Raw genomic sequence first — 20,289 nt, 5'->3', positions numbered from 1 at the left:
ACTGTTGCCTGCGCGTAGTTCGTCACTATCACTGTTCAACTTCCGTCCATAGGCTCACTTCACTGCGCTCGCGTGGACCGTCGACACACCTATAGGGAAAGCCTGCATCGATGTCAACTCAACCCGCGATGGTGGCTATCGCATTCGGGCGATACCAACTGATCCTCGATCCGGCACAACTGAACGTAGACGGCAAACCGGTCACGATCGGCTCCCGATCGCTCACGATCCTTCGAATACTACTGGAGGCCAACGGCCGCACAGTCAGCACCGGTGAATTGCGCGAGAAGGTATGGCACAACGCGGACATCAGCGTCAACTCGATCCAGTCGAAGGTTGCCACACTGCGGCGCGCGCTCGGCAGCGATGAGCACTTGGTCGCGACGGTCCGAGGCCAGGGATACCGGTTCACCGGCGAGCAACGTTCCGTAACGCTTGCGCCCGAAGCACCGTCTGGCGACGGCGCCGTCACGGCGATGGGAAGCGCAAGCACCGCTCAGGCACCGCCTCATCCTCGCGTCGAATCGGCACAGGCCGAGCCGTTTTCCGAAGAGGCGGCCGGCGCGCCGCAAACCCGGACAACCTTGATGCTGCCGCACGGTACGACACCGTTTGTCGGGCGCCATGCCGAAATATCAGAGTTGTTGGCAGTGGTTCCAACGGCCCGCGTCGTCGCACTAACCGGCCCAGCGGGCATAGGCAAGACACGCGTCGCGTTGGAGCTAGTCCGCCGTCTGGGCGCGTTGTATCCACACGGCGCCGCCCTTGTGCACTGCGCGCCGCAGCAGCACGTCGATGCATTTGCCCGAGCATGTATTCGAGCATCGCCCATCGAAGCGTACCGCGGCGACGCGCCGGGCCCATACTTGCGCGAATGGCTCAAGCCGCGCCGTATGATGCTGTTGATCCATGACGTAAACGGACTACCTGTCGAAACGACTCGGTACATCAATAGACTGATCGACGAAGCGCCAGGAGCGTGTGTGATCGTAACAGCCACGGATGCGCCGGGCATACACGCCGAACACGTCGTGCGCATATCGCCGTTACAGACGCCCTCCCCTTCTTGTGGCGCTTCATCGTTGATCCCGCAATGCGACGCGCTTCAATTACTGTTCGCCCGTTTGCACATCCTGACGAGCCCGCGCGGCGCCACGCAACAAAGACGCCCGCCGACAGCTGCCGGTTCGATGTGGTACGCCGACGCAAGCCCGGAGGCCATCGCGATGGCGGCGCGGGTCGCGGCACTGGCCGAAGGCATGCCGCTCGCATTGGAATTGGCCGCGTTTGTACTCGCGCAGCGGATTCGTGTCGGGGAGCCGCTCGAGACAGCGCTGGCGACGCTGGCCGACACGATGCGTCCGGCCGCCGGCAACATCAATACCGGCCACGCAAGCATGGCGGCGCCCGGCGCGGCGGCGTTCCTGCCGCTTATCCGGCAGTGCATGGCCCAATTGGGCTCATTAGAGCACGTCATATTACGCAGCCTAGCCACTTTCGAGCACGCCGTGACATACGATGAAGTGCTGTATCGATTAAGGGGGATACCACAGCTGGCGTCAATGCCGGACAACGCGGTACTCGATGCATCGCTGTCGAGGTTGATCGATTCACGCTTGATACGAGACATCGGCATTGCCGGCCAAGCGATGCTGAAAGTCAATGAGTGGCTCGCCGCCAACGCCGATGCGCCGTTCTGGCGCATCGATGAAAACACCACCGGAAACCCGTGGCACACTTCGTTCGATGCGCCATCGGAGCGCTAAACGTGACGATATGACACACCGGAGTGCAATAGTGAAGCCGTTGACATTTTCAGCCAGCGCCAACCATGCCCGCCAATGTGATCGTTTCGCCCTCTTCAGGCGTCGTGTACACTGCGTCCCCGGCGGTTGAGCACGCCAGCCCGAAATCCAATCGCAAAAAATCGCTCGGATCCACCGCTCCCAAGCCTGCTGCCACGTCGCGACGCACGGCTGCCCTGCACGAGCTGCGCTCTAAAATCGGCGCTCCTCTTCGCGGAAAGCAGCCCCGTCCGTCGGCGGGAGCCGCCATACCGGCCCGTGCGATCGGCGTCACGCCAGCCGATTACGACACGCCCGGCTACAGCATCGACACGGTAGGCGTGCTAGGTGTCGACGAACCGCGCCTTTGGACGCGCGCGCAGTTGCTGAACCATCTTGTCGAAGCCAACTATCCAGGCCCGAACCTGGCAACAGCCGAACTGGCGCACCAGCTCCATACAGGGTTGGATGACGGCACGGGCAAGGTAAGCGCCGCGCGCGCCCAGCTGGTCTTGTTTGCGATGCATGAAGCGGGTCTACGCGACAGCACGACAGCCACGATGATGCTGCGGCAGCTGCGCACGTTGAACTTCGATCAGCCGTTCCACGACGCATCCGCCGCAGCGGGCGGCGCCCATTTGCCCGATCAGCGGCAAGCGTGGCGCGCATCATGGGAAACAGCTCGCGTGCTCGCCCGTACGGAATACGGCTTTGAGACGCTGCTCAAGCTGCGCGCAGAGAAGTGCGCGCCGCTGTCCCGCAGCGCGGATCGGGACATGCTCCACGTGCTGTTGGATACGGCCGAGTGGATCGAGAACCACGTACGCTTAGCTCAGCAGCGCGACGGTCACGCGACGTCGGTGCACGCCGCGCTCGATTTTGACGACCCATCGCCATCGGGAACTGCCAAGCGTCAGCAGTGGCTTCAAAGTCACTTGGCAATGAACGGGCAGGACGCCAAAGCCACGCTACTGGCCAGCCAGGTCTTTGCCATCGCCAAGAAATACTTCGACCAAACAGAACACCCGCACAGCACGAGTGGTTCCACGCCAGAGGACCGCTTCGCCTCGTTCATTAGAACACTCGCGCCCAGCGAAAAAGAGGCATTATTTGACTGGCAACAGCGCTTCCATGAAAGCGGCCGGGGAACGGACAAGGCGAAGGCATCGGGCCGTTTGAATAATGTTAGAAAGGTCGTAACTTCGATTATAGGAAAAGTCGTGCCTGCCAAGGTTGCCGCACTTTTCAATCAGCGACCAGGCTTGCACGAAACCGATAAAGCGAAGGCATCGCACCGTTTGAACAAGTTTGTGTCGGAAGTCGCGCTCAGGGACCGCGAACATTGTGGCTCCCACCTTATACAGCGGATCCGCGGAGCCATGAAAGCCCCGATGATCGCGACCCGCATCCCATCAGGCGCCAGCAGAGCCGCCGAGAAGTCTAGCGCTGCTGACATGCAGGCCTCGGCGTCAGACCACGCGTCAGCGGCTTCGACTGCAGAGGCTTCCGAGCTGACCCGTGCGGCATCGACCGCGACTCAGTCGGTCACGACTGCTGTTGCTGACGCAACCGATAGCGGCTGGGATGCACTAAAACACATCGTGCCATCGCTGCGTCCCGGCATGGCGGTCGAATTCAGTGACGGAGGCGAGCTCGCCGTCACGACAGAACGGGTATCAGCGTCGGTAACAGCGGCGGTAAGCCAAGCCGCCCAAGCGAGCCCGGTACCCTTACCCGTGGTGGTCCCAAGCATCAACGCCAAGCGCTCACGCAAACGCAAGGCCACGGTGCAAATGGGGTGTACCGAGCAGCACGCCTGGCTTTTTATCGGCACGGCCCATGCGACGGGCGACGGCGCGGGCGTCGGTGTGCTGGTCGGCGCCTCGTTACCAGGCAGCCTTGTCGGTGGCACCGTCGGTGTGCAATTCTACGATTCGGAGCACGCGCGCCCCCGCGGCATCCTCGTTCAAGTGGCCCGTCAGCTAAAGGAGGACGGTTCCGGCTACGACGACGAAGCCATGCAAGCTAGCGTGAATCACATCCTCGACACTATGAAGAGCCTATCACCCGCCGGCGCCGCAGCCGAATCACGCGGCACCAGCGAGCAATGCTGGAACACACTGGCGCAATCGCTGGTCGGCGCGCGCGATGTGTCCGTCGGATGGATCGAAGGCACCGTGGACGAAAAACGTCATGGCGCATCGACGGGGCCCCTCGTCAGCACCGGCGTTCCCATCGGGCTTCCGGCACCGCTCAGTACGTCCGTCAGCGCTTCCGTCCCGGTGTCTGGCAAGCACGTGAACAGCATATCGACGTCCCGCAACGACTCCGGCCGCATGTCAACCGAAAAGCGGCACACGGAGCGCAGCATCGAAGTCAAGATAGAGGCCAAGGTCGGCGCTTCCATTTCAGCCACCACCTCGAGCAGCCCGAAGAGCGGTGTCAGCACCGGCCCCACCTCCAAACGCTTATGGGACAAACAAATCTACCAGGTGAAGGTGTCGCTTTCGCGCACGTTGCAAACCCACCACGGCAAAATCGACCCGCGCGCCTGCTTTCTGGATGTCGATTTCCCGGACGCAACCGCATATGAATATGCGACGCGCCAGCTGCTTAACCACGATGGCGACCATGACGATACCGGAATCAAGGCGGTTGGCACGTATCTCGAACAGAAACGGGCTCAATCTACCGAGCCGCTAGCAAACCAGGTGGCCAGCGCGGTAAAAAACGTGCTGGAACTGGGCAACGGGACGAGGCAAATGCACAGCCATATCCATCGCTATGCGCTGACGGATCCGGCTGCGGAACAGATCAACCTGTTGCAGGCGCACTTCGAGCAACATTACCTGCGTCCTTGGGAGGCCGGCTCGCGAGAACGCGTGTCCGCGAAAGACCTCGCTAAAATGAAACAGGTCATCGAGGCCAAACGCGAGCAGATCCTGGCCGATCCCACTTCGTGGAGATTGGCTTCCCTGATCACGAAAGAACGTAGCGAGGCTCATGAGTCTGCTCCGATCCTGTCCCCGTGGGCAAGAGGCCTGGCGACGGCGCTGCTACTTGTGGATGCCAACGTGGGCGCGGCTCGGGTCGACGAGAACGAAGTGGTTCACCACCGCTTTGCAACCGATGTCAATATCAAGCCGTTGGTCGACGTCTCGATGTCCGGGATCACGTTCGACCGGCTGCGTCGCGATGGATCCCATACCTTCATGGGCAAGCCGCGCGCGGCCGCCAAGGGGACAAGGCGTGGTAAAGGCAGCAATGAGGCTAGTTCGCGAATTTAATCGACAAGCGCGACACCGATGCTGCGCGTTCGTGCCCGATCGCGCAGCATCGCGCGCGATGCGTTCAGTGGCTGAGTTCGTGCAACAGTGCCACGATGTCGTGCGCCCATTCGATCCAGGTTTCTTCGGCACGGATGCCGTACCGCAGCACCGCGTGTTGCAGGCGTTGCTTCGTCGAGAGGACGGGGGCGGAGAAATCCCGCTGCTCGATGTTCCGGTAGGTGTCGAGGCGGGCCTGCCACTGCTCGAGCAGTCGTGCCAGCTCCTCCCCCAGCCCGTCCGGGCCAACCACAGCGGCCGCACGAAGCTTGACTAGGAACGCTTGCCGGCAGTTCCGGTCGCTGTCGTCCAAAGGCTCGCGGATCCACCGCACGAGTTCTGCCCTACCGGTCGGCAGTACCTGATAGCACTTCTTGCGCCTTGCCGGATCGTTCACGTCATCGACGGACGCCACCCATCCGACGGTCGCCATGCGGGCAAGTTCGCGATAGATCTGCTGGTGCGTGGCGTGCCAGAAATAGCCGATCGAGCGATCGAAGCGGCGCGCCAGGTCGTAACCCGAGGTTGGCTTTTCGAGCAGCGACGTAAGGAGGGCGTGCTGGATGGACATGAGCGGCATTCTATCCGCTTAGCAACATTAGCGACGCCGCATTTGATGATATTGACGCTGTGCTGGGCTGTCCCTAGCGCGCCACCTCGCTTAACCGGTCGTGGCTTCGCATCGGTTGTCGCCTCAAAACGACAACCGCCGCCGATGCGCAGCGCCGTTACGGCTAGTACGCAATCCTGGTGACGCCTTTCCGATGCGGACCTGGCGTGACACCGGCCCCGGCGCGTCTCTCGAACTGTTGCAGCGGATCCCGTTAGCCCCCACCAGGCACGCGCGATGAGCACAACGGCACGGACCATGTGTCATTTACGTCATGGGGTCATCCGGCGCGGGCAAGGATACGCTGCTGAGCTATGCGCGCGCATCGGTACCCGGGTAATCTTCGCACACCGCTCTATCACACGGCCGGTCGCGGATGGCGAGAACCACATCGCACTGACACGCGGCATTCCTCACACGGATGGCGCATGGCCTGTTCTCGTTACACTGGCAAAACCACGCACTGCACTACAGGATCGGCATCGAGATTGACGGCTGGCTGGCACGGGACCTGCCGGCGGTGATCAATGGCCACGGGTGCGAAGTAAGCACCGGATAACCGCCGCGCCGGAGCGCGATAAAAAGCGTGCCGCCCCGGCGCGCCGCCAGTCTGATACCATTTGGGCTTGAACCGTGGTTCCACTTCGCCGCATTCCGTATCCATCAACCTCCAGTGGTCATGCACCTGGCATCGATCACTACGCACGCTCAGCACAACGCATGGCGTCAGAATCCGGCCTGTCGCAAAACGACATCCTCAATTCAGCGCGCAAAGAACGCAAGCGCGTCCAGATCTACTTGGTCAATGGCATCCGTATCGTCGGCCATGTTGAATCATTCGATCAATACGTCGTGATGCTTCGTACCCCTGGCGGCATGCAGGTCATCTATAAGAAAGCGATTTCGACGGTCCAGCACGACACGCCCGACAGCCGTGCCGCCCGACCCTCAACATCGGGCCGCGGCGCCGGACCCGTCCGCGGGGGGCCGACGTCCCGCCTGTCGGTCCTCCCGCGCGCGGGTGCGTCAGCAGGCACCGCTTCCCGACCGGTGGTGGTCACCCGAAAGCGCCGCGTCACGATTCCGAATAACAATACCGACGAGTAAGACTGCCACCGCGCTTATCGAGAATTCGTCGGACACACGGGGAGCCGCGCCACACTGCCGACCGACTCTAGCCGAGCGACGCGTCGATAAGTTCGATCCAATAGATGACCGACGTGCGCCCCGCGCCATTCAGATGGGCCTGGCACCCGATGTTGGCAGTCAAGATCACGTCGGGCTTGCTGCTTTAAAGGGCGGCAAGCTTGTTCACCTATACGGCGGCCAGCTCCGACAAACCAAAAAAGCGCAACGCGTTTTGACCGAGAATCTTGCTCTTCGCGTCATCGCTCAGTTCCGGATGCGTCGCAACCAGTTCGCCGATCAACTGCTCCCCGAGCGGGAACGGGTAGTCGGAGCCGAGTAGCACCCGGTCCTCCCCCATTGTATCGACCAGCATTTTCAGCGCACGTGGATCGAAGACCGCGCTGTCTACATGAAACCGATTCAAGTATGACAGCGGCGGGTGCGGGCAATTCTCACGGACGATATCCCGGTTTTCCCACGCGTTCTGCACGCGACCGAGCAAGAACGCAAAGCTGCCGCCGCCGTGCGCAAAGCACAGCTTCAATGAAGCCGGGATACGCTCAAAGGCACCGGAGAGAATCAACGACACCATGCTCAACTGCGTCTCCGCTGGCATGGCGACAAGCCACGGCAGCATCCATTTCTTCATCCGGCCATCGGTCATCATGTCCCACGGATGAACCAGCACCGGAATCCCATCGTTTGCGCAGTGTGTGAGAAACGTGACCAGTTGCTCGTCGTCCAAGTCACGCGCGCCGAGGTGGTTACCGATCTGCACACCGTGGTGTCCGCAACGGAACGCGCGCGTCGCCTCGCGGCATGCCAGCTCGACATCCTGCAACGGCACCTGCGCCAGCGCCATCAACCTGTCCGGTGCATACGCGCACATTTCCAGCGCGAGATCGTTCATCCGTCGCGCCCATTCGTCGGCCACCCTGGCGTCGTAGCGATAGCCGAACATCACCGGCGTTGCGCACATTATCTGGATGCCGATGCCGCGTTCGTCCATCTCGGCGATACGCGTGCGCGGATCCCACAGCGCACGGTACACCGGCCGGAATGACCGGTCCCCCGTCATGATCATGCCATGCTGGCCATCTGCGTCGATATTCAGCCAGGGGGCATGTGTGGCGTCCAAGCGCGCCGCCTCTTCTCGCGTGATGCGCGGGAAGAAATGAGAATGCATGTCGATTCGAAGCTTCATCGCGAGTCAGTGTGGCAATCCAGTCAGGTTCGGTTAATTAAGCGGCTTTGCCCGCATGCAATTGGCCGCACTGCGGACATCGCCGCTTGTCTTCGGAGCCGTAAAATGCGTCGAACAACGGCGGCAGGTCGGTCACGATGTTCTTGAGCTGGACCTCGACCCGATGCACCCGGTGATAGCACGCGTCGCAGTACCACTCGAACCCGTCGAGCAGTCCTGGTGGCCGCTGACGCTCAATCACCAGGCACGCGCTGCCGGCCTCGGGCCGCTGCGGCGAATGCCGCACATGCGGCGGTAACAAAAATATGTCGCCTTCTTTTAGGTCCACACGCTCCCTGCGACCGTCGATCCACAGATACAGATACGCGTTGCCGCGCAGCTGGTAAAAAAACTCCTCGAGCGGATCGTCGTGGTAATCGGTACGATGATTCGGACCGCCCACGACCGTCACGATCAAGTCGCTGTTCTGCCAGACTTGCTGGTTGCCCACCGGCGGCTGCAGCAAGTGCATGTGTTCGTCAATCCAGCGTTGGAAGTTGAACGGCGTCCCATATCCCAGCATGTTGGTTTCCTCTATTGATGCACGGTACCGCCGCCGCGTTACGCCGGCATAGCCGACGTGCCAGACGTCCCGCACTCCGTTCCTGACGCCCCGCCCTCAACGCTGGCGCGGCGCATACGCGACAGCCTTGATCTCGATCAGCAGGTGCGGGTGGGGTAGCTGATGGACGGCCACGGTCGTGCGGGTTGGGCCAGTTTCGTCAAAAAACTCGCCATAGACTTCGTTGTATCCGCCAAAGTCATTCATGTTGACCAGGAACGCCGAGATGTCGACCAGATTCGAGAGTTCGGCCTCGTCGGCGCGCAGAATATCGCGAATATTCTCGATCACCGCCCGGGTCTGTGCCCGAATGTCCAGGTTAACCGTACCGAGCGCATCGACCGACGCGCCGACGATCGTATTATCGGGACGGCGCGCGCTGGTGCCCGACACGAACAAAAAGTCACCGGCACGCTGCAGGTGCGGAAATCGGCCGCGCGGCGTGGCCTTGCCTGGCACAATGCGGCCCTGGGAAGTCGATTCAGTCATAACGGTTCCGTATTTCGTGCGTTTATCCGATCTTCACGCAAACATTGGTAAGCTCAGAGTAGAAGTCGAGCGAATGTCGACCGCCTTCGCGACCGATGCCCGACAGCTTGGCGCCGCCAAATGGCGTGCGCAGGTCGCGCACGAACCACGCATTGACCCACACAATGCCAGTCTCGATCTGGCGCGCGACACGGTGGCCTCGGGCCAGTTGCGTCGTCCAGACGCTTGACGCCAGACCGTAGGCGCTATGGTTGACGCGGTCGATCACCTCCTCCTCACTGTCGAACGGCGCTACATGGCAAACCGGCCCAAAGATCTCCTCGGTCACGCAGCGCACAGTATCCGGCAGGCCTGTCCAGATGGTCGGATTCACGAATGCACCACGATCTCGAGCATCGCCGAAATGCGGGACATCGCCGCCGGTCACCACGTTGGCCCCTTCCTCGACAGCCAACCGGAAATACGACAGCACCTTGTCGCGATGGTGTTGTGAAATCAACGGCCCCATCGTAGTGGCCGGATCCTCCGGCGCGCCCACGCGCAGCGCCTGCGCCTTTTGCTTCAGTGCGGCCACGAAGCGCTCGAAGATCGGCCGCTCAACGTACACTCGCTCGCTACACAGGCAGACCTGCCCGGCGTTCGTGAAGCTCGATTTGGCCACACCGTCGACCGCAGCATCGAAATCGGCGTCGGCGAACACGACCGCTGCGTTCTTGCCGCCCAACTCGAACGAGATGTCCTTCACGCCATCGGCAACCGTCTTCATGATGGTGCTGCCGGTGCGCGACTCGCCGGTAAACGTGATTGCGCTGATGTCCGGATGACGGGACAAGAACTCGCCTGCCGCGTTAGGCCCATGACCATGGACCAAGTTGAATACCCCGCGTGGCAAGCCGACTTCATGGATCACCTCGGCCAGCAGTGTCGCCGAGCCGGGCGTTTCCTCCGACGGTTTGGCCACCACGCAGTTGCCCATCGCGAGCGCGGGCGCAACCTTCCACGTCAGCAACAACAGCGGCAGGTTCCATGGCGAAATGATGCCCACCACACCGAGCGGCTTGCGCGTCACATAATTGATTAGCTCACCGCCGTCCGCCGTATGAGTTTCGAAAAACTCGCTGTTTGCGGTACGCACCAAGTCAGCGAACATGCGGAAATTAGCGATGCCCCGCGCCACATCCAGCGCCCGCGCTTGGGCAACCGGACGGCCGGTGTCCGCCACTTCCGCGACAACGAATGCATCAAAGCGCGCTTCGATGCCCTGAGCAATCCGGTACAGCCAGTCTGCCCGCTGCGCCGGCGTCGTGTCACGCCAACCGGCTAGTTGGGCCGCCCGTGCTGCCCGCACCGCGCGGTCCACGGCGTGCGCGTCAGCCTCGCAGACCAACGCAACCTGCGAGCCGTCGACCGGGCTCAAGTCCTGGAACGTGACATCACCCGCCACGAATTCACCATCGATGTAGTGCCGTAACAAGCGGGGCTGGGGCGACGCGGTGACCGGTTCGATGCTCACAACAACTCCTGCGTATTCAAGGGTTAGGAGCAGTCTATGAGAGGCACCGCGTGCGCGGAAATCAAACATTCGTTATTGACTATATGAATCGGTAATACCAGTGCCACAACTGAGCCGGTCCGCGACCGCCGTGACGCTTCCACACGGTTTGAAGTCTGTGCCCTACGGGTCCAGTTATCAATATCCGGCTGCAAACCGACCATGACGCAGCAGGTCTGCGCTGCTGTACTCAAGCGCCACCGATTCGACGCGTCGCGCTACAGCGACGTGGCGGCGAGCATTCTCCCGTTCCGAGGATCTTGGTTTCGTCCACGTTGGTAATGGAGCCAGCAATCGAAAGATTTAAAAAGAGATGGAAAAATACCAGCGACTTCCGACGGTGGGGGTAACGCGGGACGATGACTGTCGCCTTCGTGTCAACCCAAGCGTCCGGGCGACATCGGTCACACCGGTAGCACTCCCCCAAAAATCTCACCTGAATGCACGATGATCGGCTACTAGCCTGTGCCCGCAGATCTTCAAATTCGCAGGCGGCGGCCTCTATTGGATTTCGTTAGAGATTCAATCGACACGAACCTTTATTTGGAACCCCACGGTGAACGGCAGTTTCTCCGACGGTATCGGCGGAATCAAAATGAAATTCGCGCCAACACGCTTGAAATTCGCCATTAGTACGGGGGCCAGAACCGGCCCGACGGTCCGATTGTGTCCCATTCCCCAACGACCGTAGTTGTAGCCGGAAATCACGCCACCCATCGCGGCAACCCGAAACCATCTCCAATGGACAAACTCCGGTGCCCATACAGCACCGCCGTAGAACGATGGACGCCGAATCGAATTGCGAAAGTACCCTGCCGTCGCACCCCACTGCGGCGAGAAATAACACTCGACGCCGCCCCCCGGATTAAACTGCTCGAAGCGCTTCGACGGATCGGGATCAATATGGTACGACCTCAGCATTGCGTCGATCCATATACCCTGGTCACACCAGCCGGCGTAGGCACGCGGCGCCCCGAATCCGGATATCGCTATGCACAACAACGTCAAGCTGACGCGCACGCGAGCATCGCGATGCTGAAACATCGTTCGAATAGGCATGCTTTCTCCAAAGGCAAGCCAGGGCCGGAAAACACGCACTTTACCGCATCCCCAGCGGGGAACCTCTGTTCACACGCCCTGCAGAATCGACTACGCCGTCCAATCCAGGATGACCTTGCCACTGCGTCCGGACAACATTGCATCAAAACCACTGCGATATGCCTCCACGGGGAAGCGGTGCGTAATGATCGGCGACAAGTCCAACCCGCTTTGCAGCATCGCGATCATCTTGTACCAAGTTTCAAACATTTCGCGTCCGTATATCCCCTTGATCTCCAGTCCTTTGAAGATCACATGGTTCCAATCGATCGCAGTGCTTGCCGGCGGGATACCCAGCAGCGCAATCTTGCCACCGTGATTCATATGCTCCAGCATCGATGTAAACGCGCTCGGCGCGCCCGACATTTCGAGTCCGACGTCGAATCCTTCGGTCATGCCGAGTTCGTGCATAACCTGCGTTAATGATTCGCGCGACACATTGACAGTACGGCTTGCGCCCATCTTCTTGGCAAGCTCGAGTCGGTATTCGTTGACGTCCGTGATCACAATATTGCGGGCACCAACATGGCGGGCGATTGCCGCGGCCATTGCGCCGATCGGCCCCGCACCGGTGATCAGCACGTCCTCACCGACAAGGTTGAAACTCAACGCCGTATGCACTGCATTGCCAAATGGATCGAAGATCGCGGCCAACTCGTCGTCGATGTCATCCGGTATCTTGAAAGCATTGAAGGCCGGAATCGCCAGATAGTCGGCAAACGCGCCTGCGCGGTTTACGCCGACTCCGATAGTATTACGACACAGATGACGCCGGCCGGCGCGACAGTTCCGGCAGAGCCCGCAAGTAATATGACCCTCGCCGGATACTCGGTCGCCCACCTTGAACCCTCGCACTTCTTGCCCGATGTCGACAATTTCGCCGACGTACTCATGTCCGACGTGCATCGGAGTCGGGATGGTTTTGCTCGCCCACTCGTCCCACTTCCAGATATGGAGGTCGGTGCCGCAAATCGCCGTCTTGCCGATGCGGATTAATATGTCGTTATGTCCGATCTCCGGTTTTTTCACCCTAGTCAATGTCAGGCCCGGTCCCGGCTCCAGCTTCGCCAGCGCACGCATGGGCGCTCCTCAAATGACATTCAATGCTCGGCCGACGCGCTCGAACGCATCGACGGCCGCATCAATCTGTTCCGGCGTGTGCGCGGCGCTCATCTGGGTGCGGATCCTCGCCCGTCCTTTCGGCACCACCGGATACGAAAACCCGATTACATAGACTCCCTCGGCCAGCAATGCCTCGGCCATCCGGCCGGCGAGTTGCGCATCGCCAAGCATGACCGGGATAATCGGGTGCTCACCCGGAATCAATGTAAAGCCCAGCGAACTCATTGCGCGACGGAAACGGGCGCCGTTCTCGCGAACGCGTCGGCGCAATGCCGCCCCTTCGTCGCTGCGCAGCAATTCCAGCACGGTGAGCGACGCATGCGCGATGCTGGGCGCGAGCGTATTGGAGAACAAGTATGGCCGCGAGCGTTGTCGCAGCAGCTCGACGATCGGCGCACGGGCCGCGACGTATCCGCCCGATGCACCGCCCAGCGCCTTGCCCAGTGTCCCGGTGATGATGTCGACCCGGTCCTGCACACCACAGTGCTCGGGCGTGCCCCGTCCGTGCTCCCCAATGAAACCGACAGCGTGCGAGTCATCGACCATGACCAGCGCGCCATAACGGTCCGCCATATCGCAGATCGCCTTCAACTGCGCGATGCTCCCATCCATGGAGAATACGCCATCGGTCGCAATTAGCTTGAACCGCGCACCGGCCGCGTCGGCCGCCTGCAACTGCGCTTGCAGGTCGTCAATGTCGTTGTTCCGATATCGAAAGCGCTTGGCCTTGCATAACCGTATGCCGTCGATGATGCTTGCATGATTCAATTCGTCACTGATGACCGCGTCGTCCTCCGTCAACAGGGTCTCGAATAATCCACCGTTTGCGTCGAAGCAACTAGAGTAAAGAATAGCATCATCGGTGTGCAGGAACGAGGCTAGTGCCGCTTCGAGTTGTTTGTGAACCGATTGGGTCCCGCAAATGAAGCGTACCGACGCCATGCCGAACCCATCCCGGTCCAAGCCGTCCTTTGCTGACTTCACGATGCGCGGGTCATCAGCAAGGCCCAGATAATTGTTCGCACAGAAGTTTAGCACCTGAGCACCGTCCACCAGCGCGATGCTCGATGATTGTGGCGAGACAATCACGCGCTCTGACTTATAAAATCCGTCTGCACGGATCTGCTCCAGCATAGTGCGCACGTGCGCGAGATAAGCGTCGTTCATGAACACTCCTGAGGTGGGATGCATAATGCCGATGCAAGCCGCAGCGCTTAGCCTGTTAACATCCAAGCATTCTGGCTTGCTGAACCGATTCAATATCGAATCCATGTTCGGTATATCGAACAATTTACTCTACCGAGACATCCATGACAAGTTCCGGCCCACGCTCGCCGGCGCGCCGTACCACCCCGCGCAAACCGCCAGGCAGCACGCGGAGCGACGATGGTGTTACGCCTCCCCGTGTTGGCGCCCACATCCAGCGGTTGCGCAACGAACGCAAAATGACGCTCGAGGATTTATCCCGCGCGGCGGGGGTATCGAAGTCGATGCTATCCGACATCGAACGCGACAAAGCCAATCCCACGATCGCAGTGGCCTGGCGCCTGACCAATGCGCTCGGCGTCAACCTGGATCGCCTGTTCGCATCGGCAAGCCATGACGCGGATCCCATACAGGTCGCCGGCCCGCATGACATCCCGACGCTGTCCGGCACGGACGCGAAATATCAGCTGCGGGTCTGGGGCCCGATCGAGTTGGCAGGCCGATTCGAGTGGTATGAATTGACACTGCAGTCCACCGGTGCGCTAGTTTCCGGTGCACACGAGCCCCATACGCATGAACACCTGACCGTGCTGCACGGCACAATCGAGTTGGAATCGGGTCCGTCGAGCCGCAAACTGAAGGCGGGGGAAACGGCACGCTACCCGGCAGATAAACCGCACGCCATCCGCAACGCCGGCAAGGGCAAAGCCACGGCACTGTTGGTCGTCGTACACCCATAACGACGGCAACGTGATCCCCATCCACGTCGGCGAGTCACGACCATAGCTCGCCGATAAAGCCTCCCCCTCTCCCGTAAATTCTCACCTTAGCCGTAGAAGCCGCATTCACGCCGACTGCTCGCCATTTTTTCAAACATTAGTTGTCCGATGTTAAATCGAGGTCGGCAATCGTTGGCATATCTGCGATTTTTGCACGGGATTCTGTTGATCACACCACGATCAACGTCCATGTTGCCATTTTTCCGGGGGGCGGGTCGTACCTATGCGCACGATTTGCCAAACCTTGCCACGCACGGCAAAGGCCATTTTCTAGTAATGCAGATAGATCCCGATACTGAACAGCTGGTTGTACACGGCGCATCAAGGCTATCGACGCGTAAACACTGACGTGTCAAAGGGAGAGGCTCTAGCCAGCGGCTCTCCGCCAATCCATCGCGTTCCGCTGATTACCGAGGGAAAGATGACATCCGCGATGTGGAACGAATTGCCTGGATTTTGCTATAGGCCCCGAAAACCCTCACCTTTATGCTTATGCAGGCAGCAGCACGATGACAGGGATCCGTCGATGGTAAACGCAGATGCAGAGGCAACGTGCTCAGCCCCGACATCCAGTCAAACGAGGATACGTGGTCGGACGTGTTCAGCGAACAACCGGATGGCGCAGCAAGACGGCAGGCCTCAGGTCCCCCCCGTGGCGGCTCATGTCCTGCTCCTGTAAAAGCTCACTCCTCAGCCCCCGAAGATTCTCACCATCGTTTTCTGCGAAAGCGCTTCCATCAATGCCCTGTAAAATCTCACCTTATCTCCCGAAAAAGCTCACCTCAAAAGATATCCAGCGCCGCAATGCCCTTTTACGGCCTATTCAGATGCGAGCGCGGCCGCCCCGCAGTGCAATGTACCAAATGATAGCTCCCGAAAAATCTCACCTTTGAATGCAGTGTGACGCCTTGCGTCAGCGCATCGCTTAGCCTAGCTGTATCGTAAACCGCCAAGCTGACAGCGTTGCAAGCCGCTTGTCCCACGTTCAGCTTGATACCGATGATGAGACGGCAGCGGCAAATCGATTATAAGCGGACAGCCGAGAAGGGGCTTCACCGGAGGTGCGCTCGCATGCTGGGCATTGCAATTCGAAGCGTCCATCGTGCTCATACAGTTCAGGCTCCGCATCACCGCATGCCGCACATGTCGATGGCAGTGCGACGAAACCGTCAACAGCGGTACCAATCGACGCAATTTCCTCATGGGTGAGACGGCCAGCTAGCGCCAGGTCGGCAACCAATTTGCCAAGTGTCGACGGTACGCCCGCTTGTACGCGGAACTGCTCTATTTGCCGACTCAATCGGTCAACTTCGTCCGACTTTGTATCCAGTTGGTTTTGCAGCGTGTCGGCACGCGCCTTGATTGCCGCTAGTTGCTGGACATGCTCGAATTCCTTACGGCTTTGCTCACGCAAGCCGGCTTGGTACGAAGACGAGGCTGAACGTAGCGTGTCCAGTTCGACCAATAACGGCTTGACTCGGCGCTCAGCGTTCGCGATGGCATCCTTAATCTCGGCTGCATAGTGCTCAGTACGGGCTTTCAACTCAGTCTGTAGTGACTCGACTTTATTGCGTAACGTCGAAATCTCTGCTTCGCTATCCGCCAACCGGCCTTTCAGCAAGATCACTTGTTCGTGCGCCCGTCTGGCCATGGCTCGTTCGGTTGCCAGCCGCTCGGCCAATTCCCCTTCTTTGAGCGTTGCACCAGTCCACGCGTCATGATGCCGTTGTAATTCGGCACGGGCATGCTCATACAATAGCTGCGCATCTCGGGCTTTTTGCTCTGCTGCGGCGATAGTCTGTTGCATCTCGACACGTTTTTGCGCGAGTTCATCCCGTGCTGCGGCAAGTGCGGCATCGTAAAGGCTGCGAAGCAGTTCGCCAGCGGTGCTGTGGAGCGCTGGCGGCAGTACACCGGCATCGATCCGCACCTTTGACGTGTCGCGTACTCGCTCCCAGAAAAACTCGATATCTTTCGGAATGTCACTGGCGCTGCCGACACCGGTCAATTCCCGGACATTGGCTAGTGTTGGGCGGACCGCGTGATCGAAAAATAGACGTTTACACGCATGCAGCGACAATTCGCGACGCCGGGTGCCCTGCGCTTTCAAGCTTAGCAGTTCGTCCCGTATCGCCTGCTTGTCTTCATCATTCATCGGAGCAAGCCTAGCATAGTCAACTGGAGCAATCATAACAAACTACGTAAGATTTGCTACCAATTTATTCACTGAGCGTTACTCTCCCTGCCATGGTGTTGGATCACCATATTTTGAGTAAAAGGAACTGGAATCGGTGTGAAACATTAAATAGGGCGGTCAAAAATATCTTTATGTTCCAAGTGTTTGGCGCACTCCGCAGGATTTAACTTAATGTTTCACGAGCCCGGTTAGCCCAGTTGGTTAGGCTAGTTAATCCCCGCTGGGTGCTCCCAGAACGCCGGCTAGCTAAAGAGAAAAAGCGTAGCGGTTGCTACTTCGATGATTGCAGTGGTACAGGGTAACCACAGTAGCGCGTTATGCCATAGCTTTTTCAGAGACTCGCGGGTTTCTTGAGTCAGTTAACAGAAACACGTAGAAGTATCTTTAAAAACGTTAACGCCAGCTCAAACCCTTGTCTGGCATGGCTTTCCGGGCGACAAGGTGAGGGTTTCCAGGAACTCAGGTGAGACTTCACGGGATGCCACGGTGATGGGGTTCAGGGAGTCTGGTGAGGAGTGACAGGAAACATCGTGAGCGGATTCGGGGGCAGGTCACGCAGCTTTGGTGGCTATAGGTGAGACTTTTCAGGACGATACCCGCGCGGGCCCCCAACCAGTAAAGCGTTGGTGCGGTGGAGTATTTGGTTGAAAAACATTATGGTGAGCTTTTTCAGGAGGTAGTGGTCGCAGTGCGGGGCTGCCTTTCGTTGCTCAATTTTTTGGCAAGGTGAAGTTTTTCGGGACTTAAGCGTCTTTCAAGGTGAGCCGATACGGGAGTAGACGTAAGGTAGACGGCGTTCTGCGTATCGTGGCGCTGCAAAGGTGAGCTTTTTCGGGGGCGGTGGTTTTCTCTTCCTTCGCGGATCATGGTTCGCCTCCGAACGGCATGAAGGCGCATTGAGCGGGAGTTCAGTACGAATATTTGCTCAAGTAAGCATGGCGGCACCGTTAGGTGAGTCTTTTCGGGAGCCGGATTGCAGCTTAGGTAGGCCGTTCAGTATGCGTTACCGGGCAATAAGGTGAGATTTTACAGGATCGGCCAGCGTGAGCATACAATGCCATTTCGGCCGTTCCGTTACGTGGGGTGAGCCGTCACTTTTCATGAAGTATTTGATTTATAAGGGATTCTGAGCACCGTATCATTGCTGCTATACTATAAAGGTGAGCTTTTTCGGGGCCTCAGGACAGAAGAAGGGGGGCACTGTCGCCGGGGTTGATGCTGTTCAATGTTCTGCGTAAGGGTGAGGGTTTTCGGGACTTATAGCATTTGGTCTCGAAGCCGCATGCACTTTTAACGGGTAGGTGCCCCTTTTTCGAGCGCTATGACGAGTGTTTTCGGCGTGTTATATGGCCAATGACGGACTGTGGCGGCTTTCCTCCCGACAAAGGTGAGCGTTTTCGGGAGGTTCTGCAGCGCAATAAGAGAGCGTTGTTCTGTCGATCCCCCGCCAGCGGGGCGCAGGTCGTTGATCAACGGTGAGCGTTTTCAGGAAAGGCCTGCAATAAACCTTTGCTTATCTGCAATCGTAACAAAAACCGCTTTAAGGACAAGGACATGCAGTCCATTTCAGCCGACGTATGAATTTTGCGACAGGCCAAAGGTGAGGCTTTTCGGGACTCAATTTTAGGGTTCGTAGAGGGGGAGACGGTTATGCATACGTCTGCAGCCCCGACTACAAGGGGCGTTACCGTATCAGCCCGATTTTCATAGGTGAGAATCTTCGGGGGACCTCGCGGTGAGGTGGGTGTTTTCGCGGCGTCTCACCCGTCAGGGGTGAGACGATGGATGTAGACGGCTCTCACCATAGCGGGTATTCTTCAAGCAACCACTGTCCGGACCTGACACATGGCCACCCGCGTTGCAAAGAAGAAGACCGATGTTGTCAGCCCGAACTCCTCGGAGTTGCGCAAGGCCGTTGAAGCCATCGCGATTCAGCCCAAGAGCGGTAAGATTACCTTGCTGACTCGCAAGCTGTTCAATGTGCTGTTGGCTGTTGCGCAGCAAGCCGATGAGTCGGGCGACACCTATCGGGCGTTGCTTTCGGATATCGTCGCAAATTCCGCGTTCGACTCTAATGACACGGCGCTGGTCAAGGAACATTTGCGTCGGATGGTATCGGTGCAGGTCGAATGGAGCACTGGGACATCGAGCCAGAAACCGGGACGCAAGTGGGGCATCTCAACGTTAATCGCGGACGCCGAAATTCTCGAGGATGCGACTACCCGGCGCGTATGGGTCGAATTCTCGTTTGCCCCGAAGATCAAGAAGAAGCTTCTCGACCCGGTCCAGTATGCCCGCCTGAGCTTGCAGTTTCAAAGCCAACTGCGTAGCAGTGCCGGGTTGGCGCTGTATGAGATCTGCGTACGCTACTTAACCAATCCGAGCCATCTTACGATGCGTGAGCCATGGGAGTGGTGGCGGCCCATTTTGTCCGGGACACCGGACTCGGAGGCTGGCGATGAAGCCAAGCGCGAATACAAGTATTTCAAGCGCGATTATCTTCGTCCTGCCATCGCGGAAGTGAATGCGGTAACCAATATCAATGTTGAATTGATCGAGCATCGTGAAGGACGGCGTGTATCGGAAATCCAGTTCCGAGTAGCGGAGCGCAAGCAACCGATGCTGGCGCTCGATGAACATCCAAACGTGTTCGACAGCACGTTGGTCGATCGCATGGTCAAGCTCGGTATTCCGTTGAAAGAGGCGCAGACGCTGTACGCCGACAGTGAAGAAAATCGCATTCGCGCCGCGTTGCAGATGACCGAACAACGGATGCGCAGCACGACGCTGCCTGCGGTACGCAGTGCTGCGGCGCTGTTCAAGGACGCCCTGAAGAAAGGCTACGCGCCGCCGGTCGAGGAAGTCCCAACGCTGCAAGTCAAGAAGGTCGCTGGAGAAGAGGATCCAAAGGCCCGGCTATTGGCTGAATACGCTGCATATCGTCGCAAACAGGCGCGTGAGCTTTATGATGAGCAGGACGATGCGGGGCGGGAGCTTGCCCGGGAATCATTCGAGGACGAAGCGTTGCCGGGTCTGGGCGCTCACCTGCGGGACGAATGGCGTAAGCGTGGCATCGCGTCAAAGATCGCCGAGACGGCCTTTTTTGATTGGCTGGCGCTGAAAACGTGGGGCGAGCCGACGGATGGCGACCTGCTCGCGTTCACGTTGAACCACGCACGCGCCGCAGCATAAT

15 protein-coding genes are annotated in these 20,289 nt (G+C 59.1%); 5 read left to right on the top strand and 10 right to left on the bottom strand.

Features of this window, described 5'->3' with window-relative positions; all coding sequences use genetic code 11:
* Positions 1-110 precede the first annotated feature (110 nt).
* Positions 111-1,766, top strand: coding sequence for a winged helix-turn-helix domain-containing protein (locus tag KQH55_RS08735; RefSeq protein ID WP_235090606.1), 1,656 nt, complete (start codon positions 111-113; stop codon positions 1,764-1,766).
* A 362-nt stretch (positions 1,767-2,128) separates the two neighbouring features.
* Here KQH55_RS08735 and KQH55_RS08730 read toward each other — a convergent pair whose 3' ends face one another.
* Positions 2,129-2,311: a hypothetical protein gene (locus KQH55_RS08730; RefSeq protein ID WP_235090605.1), complete on the bottom strand. Its 183-nt coding sequence runs from the start codon at positions 2,309-2,311 to the stop codon at positions 2,129-2,131.
* Between the two features lie 249 nt (positions 2,312-2,560).
* On the opposite strand from KQH55_RS08730, the gene KQH55_RS08725 reads away from it, so the two are divergent.
* Positions 2,561-5,071, top strand: coding sequence for a hypothetical protein (locus tag KQH55_RS08725; RefSeq protein ID WP_235090604.1), 2,511 nt, complete (start codon positions 2,561-2,563; stop codon positions 5,069-5,071).
* A 64-nt stretch (positions 5,072-5,135) separates the two neighbouring features.
* Here KQH55_RS08725 and KQH55_RS08720 read toward each other — a convergent pair whose 3' ends face one another.
* Positions 5,136-5,681 (bottom strand): PadR family transcriptional regulator, encoded by a 546-nt coding sequence (locus tag KQH55_RS08720; RefSeq protein ID WP_076788713.1) that lies wholly within the window; start codon positions 5,679-5,681, stop codon positions 5,136-5,138.
* Between the two features lie 759 nt (positions 5,682-6,440).
* On the opposite strand from KQH55_RS08720, the gene hfq reads away from it, so the two are divergent.
* Entirely contained in the window at positions 6,441-6,827 is a 387-nt protein-coding gene (gene hfq / locus KQH55_RS08715; protein WP_076788472.1) for an RNA chaperone Hfq, read from the top strand.
* Positions 6,828-7,035: 208 nt separating this feature from the next.
* Here hfq and KQH55_RS08705 read toward each other — a convergent pair whose 3' ends face one another.
* The 7 genes from KQH55_RS08705 to KQH55_RS08675 all read right to left on the bottom strand — a co-directional run bounded on the left by KQH55_RS08705 (position 7,036) and on the right by KQH55_RS08675 (position 14,081).
* A complete protein-coding gene (locus KQH55_RS08705) occupies positions 7,036-8,052 on the bottom strand; it encodes an amidohydrolase family protein (protein ID WP_076788474.1) in 1,017 nt (338 codons plus the stop codon).
* 37 nt (positions 8,053-8,089) lie between these two features.
* Positions 8,090-8,614: a 3-hydroxyanthranilate 3,4-dioxygenase gene (locus KQH55_RS08700; RefSeq protein WP_076788715.1), complete on the bottom strand. Its 525-nt coding sequence runs from the start codon at positions 8,612-8,614 to the stop codon at positions 8,090-8,092.
* Between the two features lie 96 nt (positions 8,615-8,710).
* Complete coding sequence (locus KQH55_RS08695) at positions 8,711-9,142, bottom strand: RidA family protein (RefSeq protein WP_076794021.1); 432 nt, start codon at positions 9,140-9,142, stop codon at positions 8,711-8,713.
* 22 nt (positions 9,143-9,164) lie between these two features.
* Positions 9,165-10,655 carry a 2-hydroxymuconic semialdehyde dehydrogenase gene (locus tag KQH55_RS08690; protein ID WP_076794023.1) on the bottom strand — a complete coding sequence of 497 codons (1,491 nt, stop codon included), beginning with the start codon at positions 10,653-10,655 and terminating at the stop codon, positions 9,165-9,167.
* Between the two features lie 561 nt (positions 10,656-11,216).
* The gene (locus tag KQH55_RS08685) at positions 11,217-11,753 is read right to left on the bottom strand and encodes a hypothetical protein (protein ID WP_076794025.1); all 537 of its coding nucleotides are present in this window, start codon (positions 11,751-11,753) and stop codon (positions 11,217-11,219) included.
* A gap of 90 nt (positions 11,754-11,843) precedes the next feature.
* A complete protein-coding gene (gene tdh / locus KQH55_RS08680; protein WP_076788480.1) occupies positions 11,844-12,872 on the bottom strand; it encodes an L-threonine 3-dehydrogenase in 1,029 nt (342 codons plus the stop codon).
* A 9-nt stretch (positions 12,873-12,881) separates the two neighbouring features.
* Positions 12,882-14,081: a glycine C-acetyltransferase gene (locus tag KQH55_RS08675; protein ID WP_076788482.1), complete on the bottom strand. Its 1,200-nt coding sequence runs from the start codon at positions 14,079-14,081 to the stop codon at positions 12,882-12,884.
* Between the two features lie 143 nt (positions 14,082-14,224).
* On the opposite strand from KQH55_RS08675, the gene KQH55_RS08670 reads away from it, so the two are divergent.
* On the top strand, positions 14,225-14,860 hold the full coding sequence (locus tag KQH55_RS08670) for a helix-turn-helix domain-containing protein (RefSeq protein WP_076794027.1): 636 nt from the start codon (positions 14,225-14,227) through the stop codon (positions 14,858-14,860).
* A 1,024-nt stretch (positions 14,861-15,884) separates the two neighbouring features.
* Here KQH55_RS08670 and KQH55_RS08665 read toward each other — a convergent pair.
* Complete coding sequence (locus tag KQH55_RS08665; RefSeq protein ID WP_076794029.1) at positions 15,885-17,054, bottom strand: DNA-binding protein; 1,170 nt, start codon at positions 17,052-17,054, stop codon at positions 15,885-15,887.
* 1,887 nt (positions 17,055-18,941) lie between these two features.
* Between KQH55_RS08665 and KQH55_RS08660 the strand changes: the two genes are divergently transcribed.
* Positions 18,942-20,288 carry a replication initiation protein gene (locus KQH55_RS08660; RefSeq protein ID WP_076788488.1) on the top strand — a complete coding sequence of 449 codons (1,347 nt, stop codon included), beginning with the start codon at positions 18,942-18,944 and terminating at the stop codon, positions 20,286-20,288.
* Position 20,289: the final 1 nt, after the last annotated feature.

This window comes from Mycetohabitans sp. B3 (assembly GCF_021498065.1).
Classification (GTDB): Bacteria; Pseudomonadota; Gammaproteobacteria; order Burkholderiales; family Burkholderiaceae; genus Mycetohabitans.
This window is presented reverse-complemented; position numbering and strand designations above follow the sequence as displayed.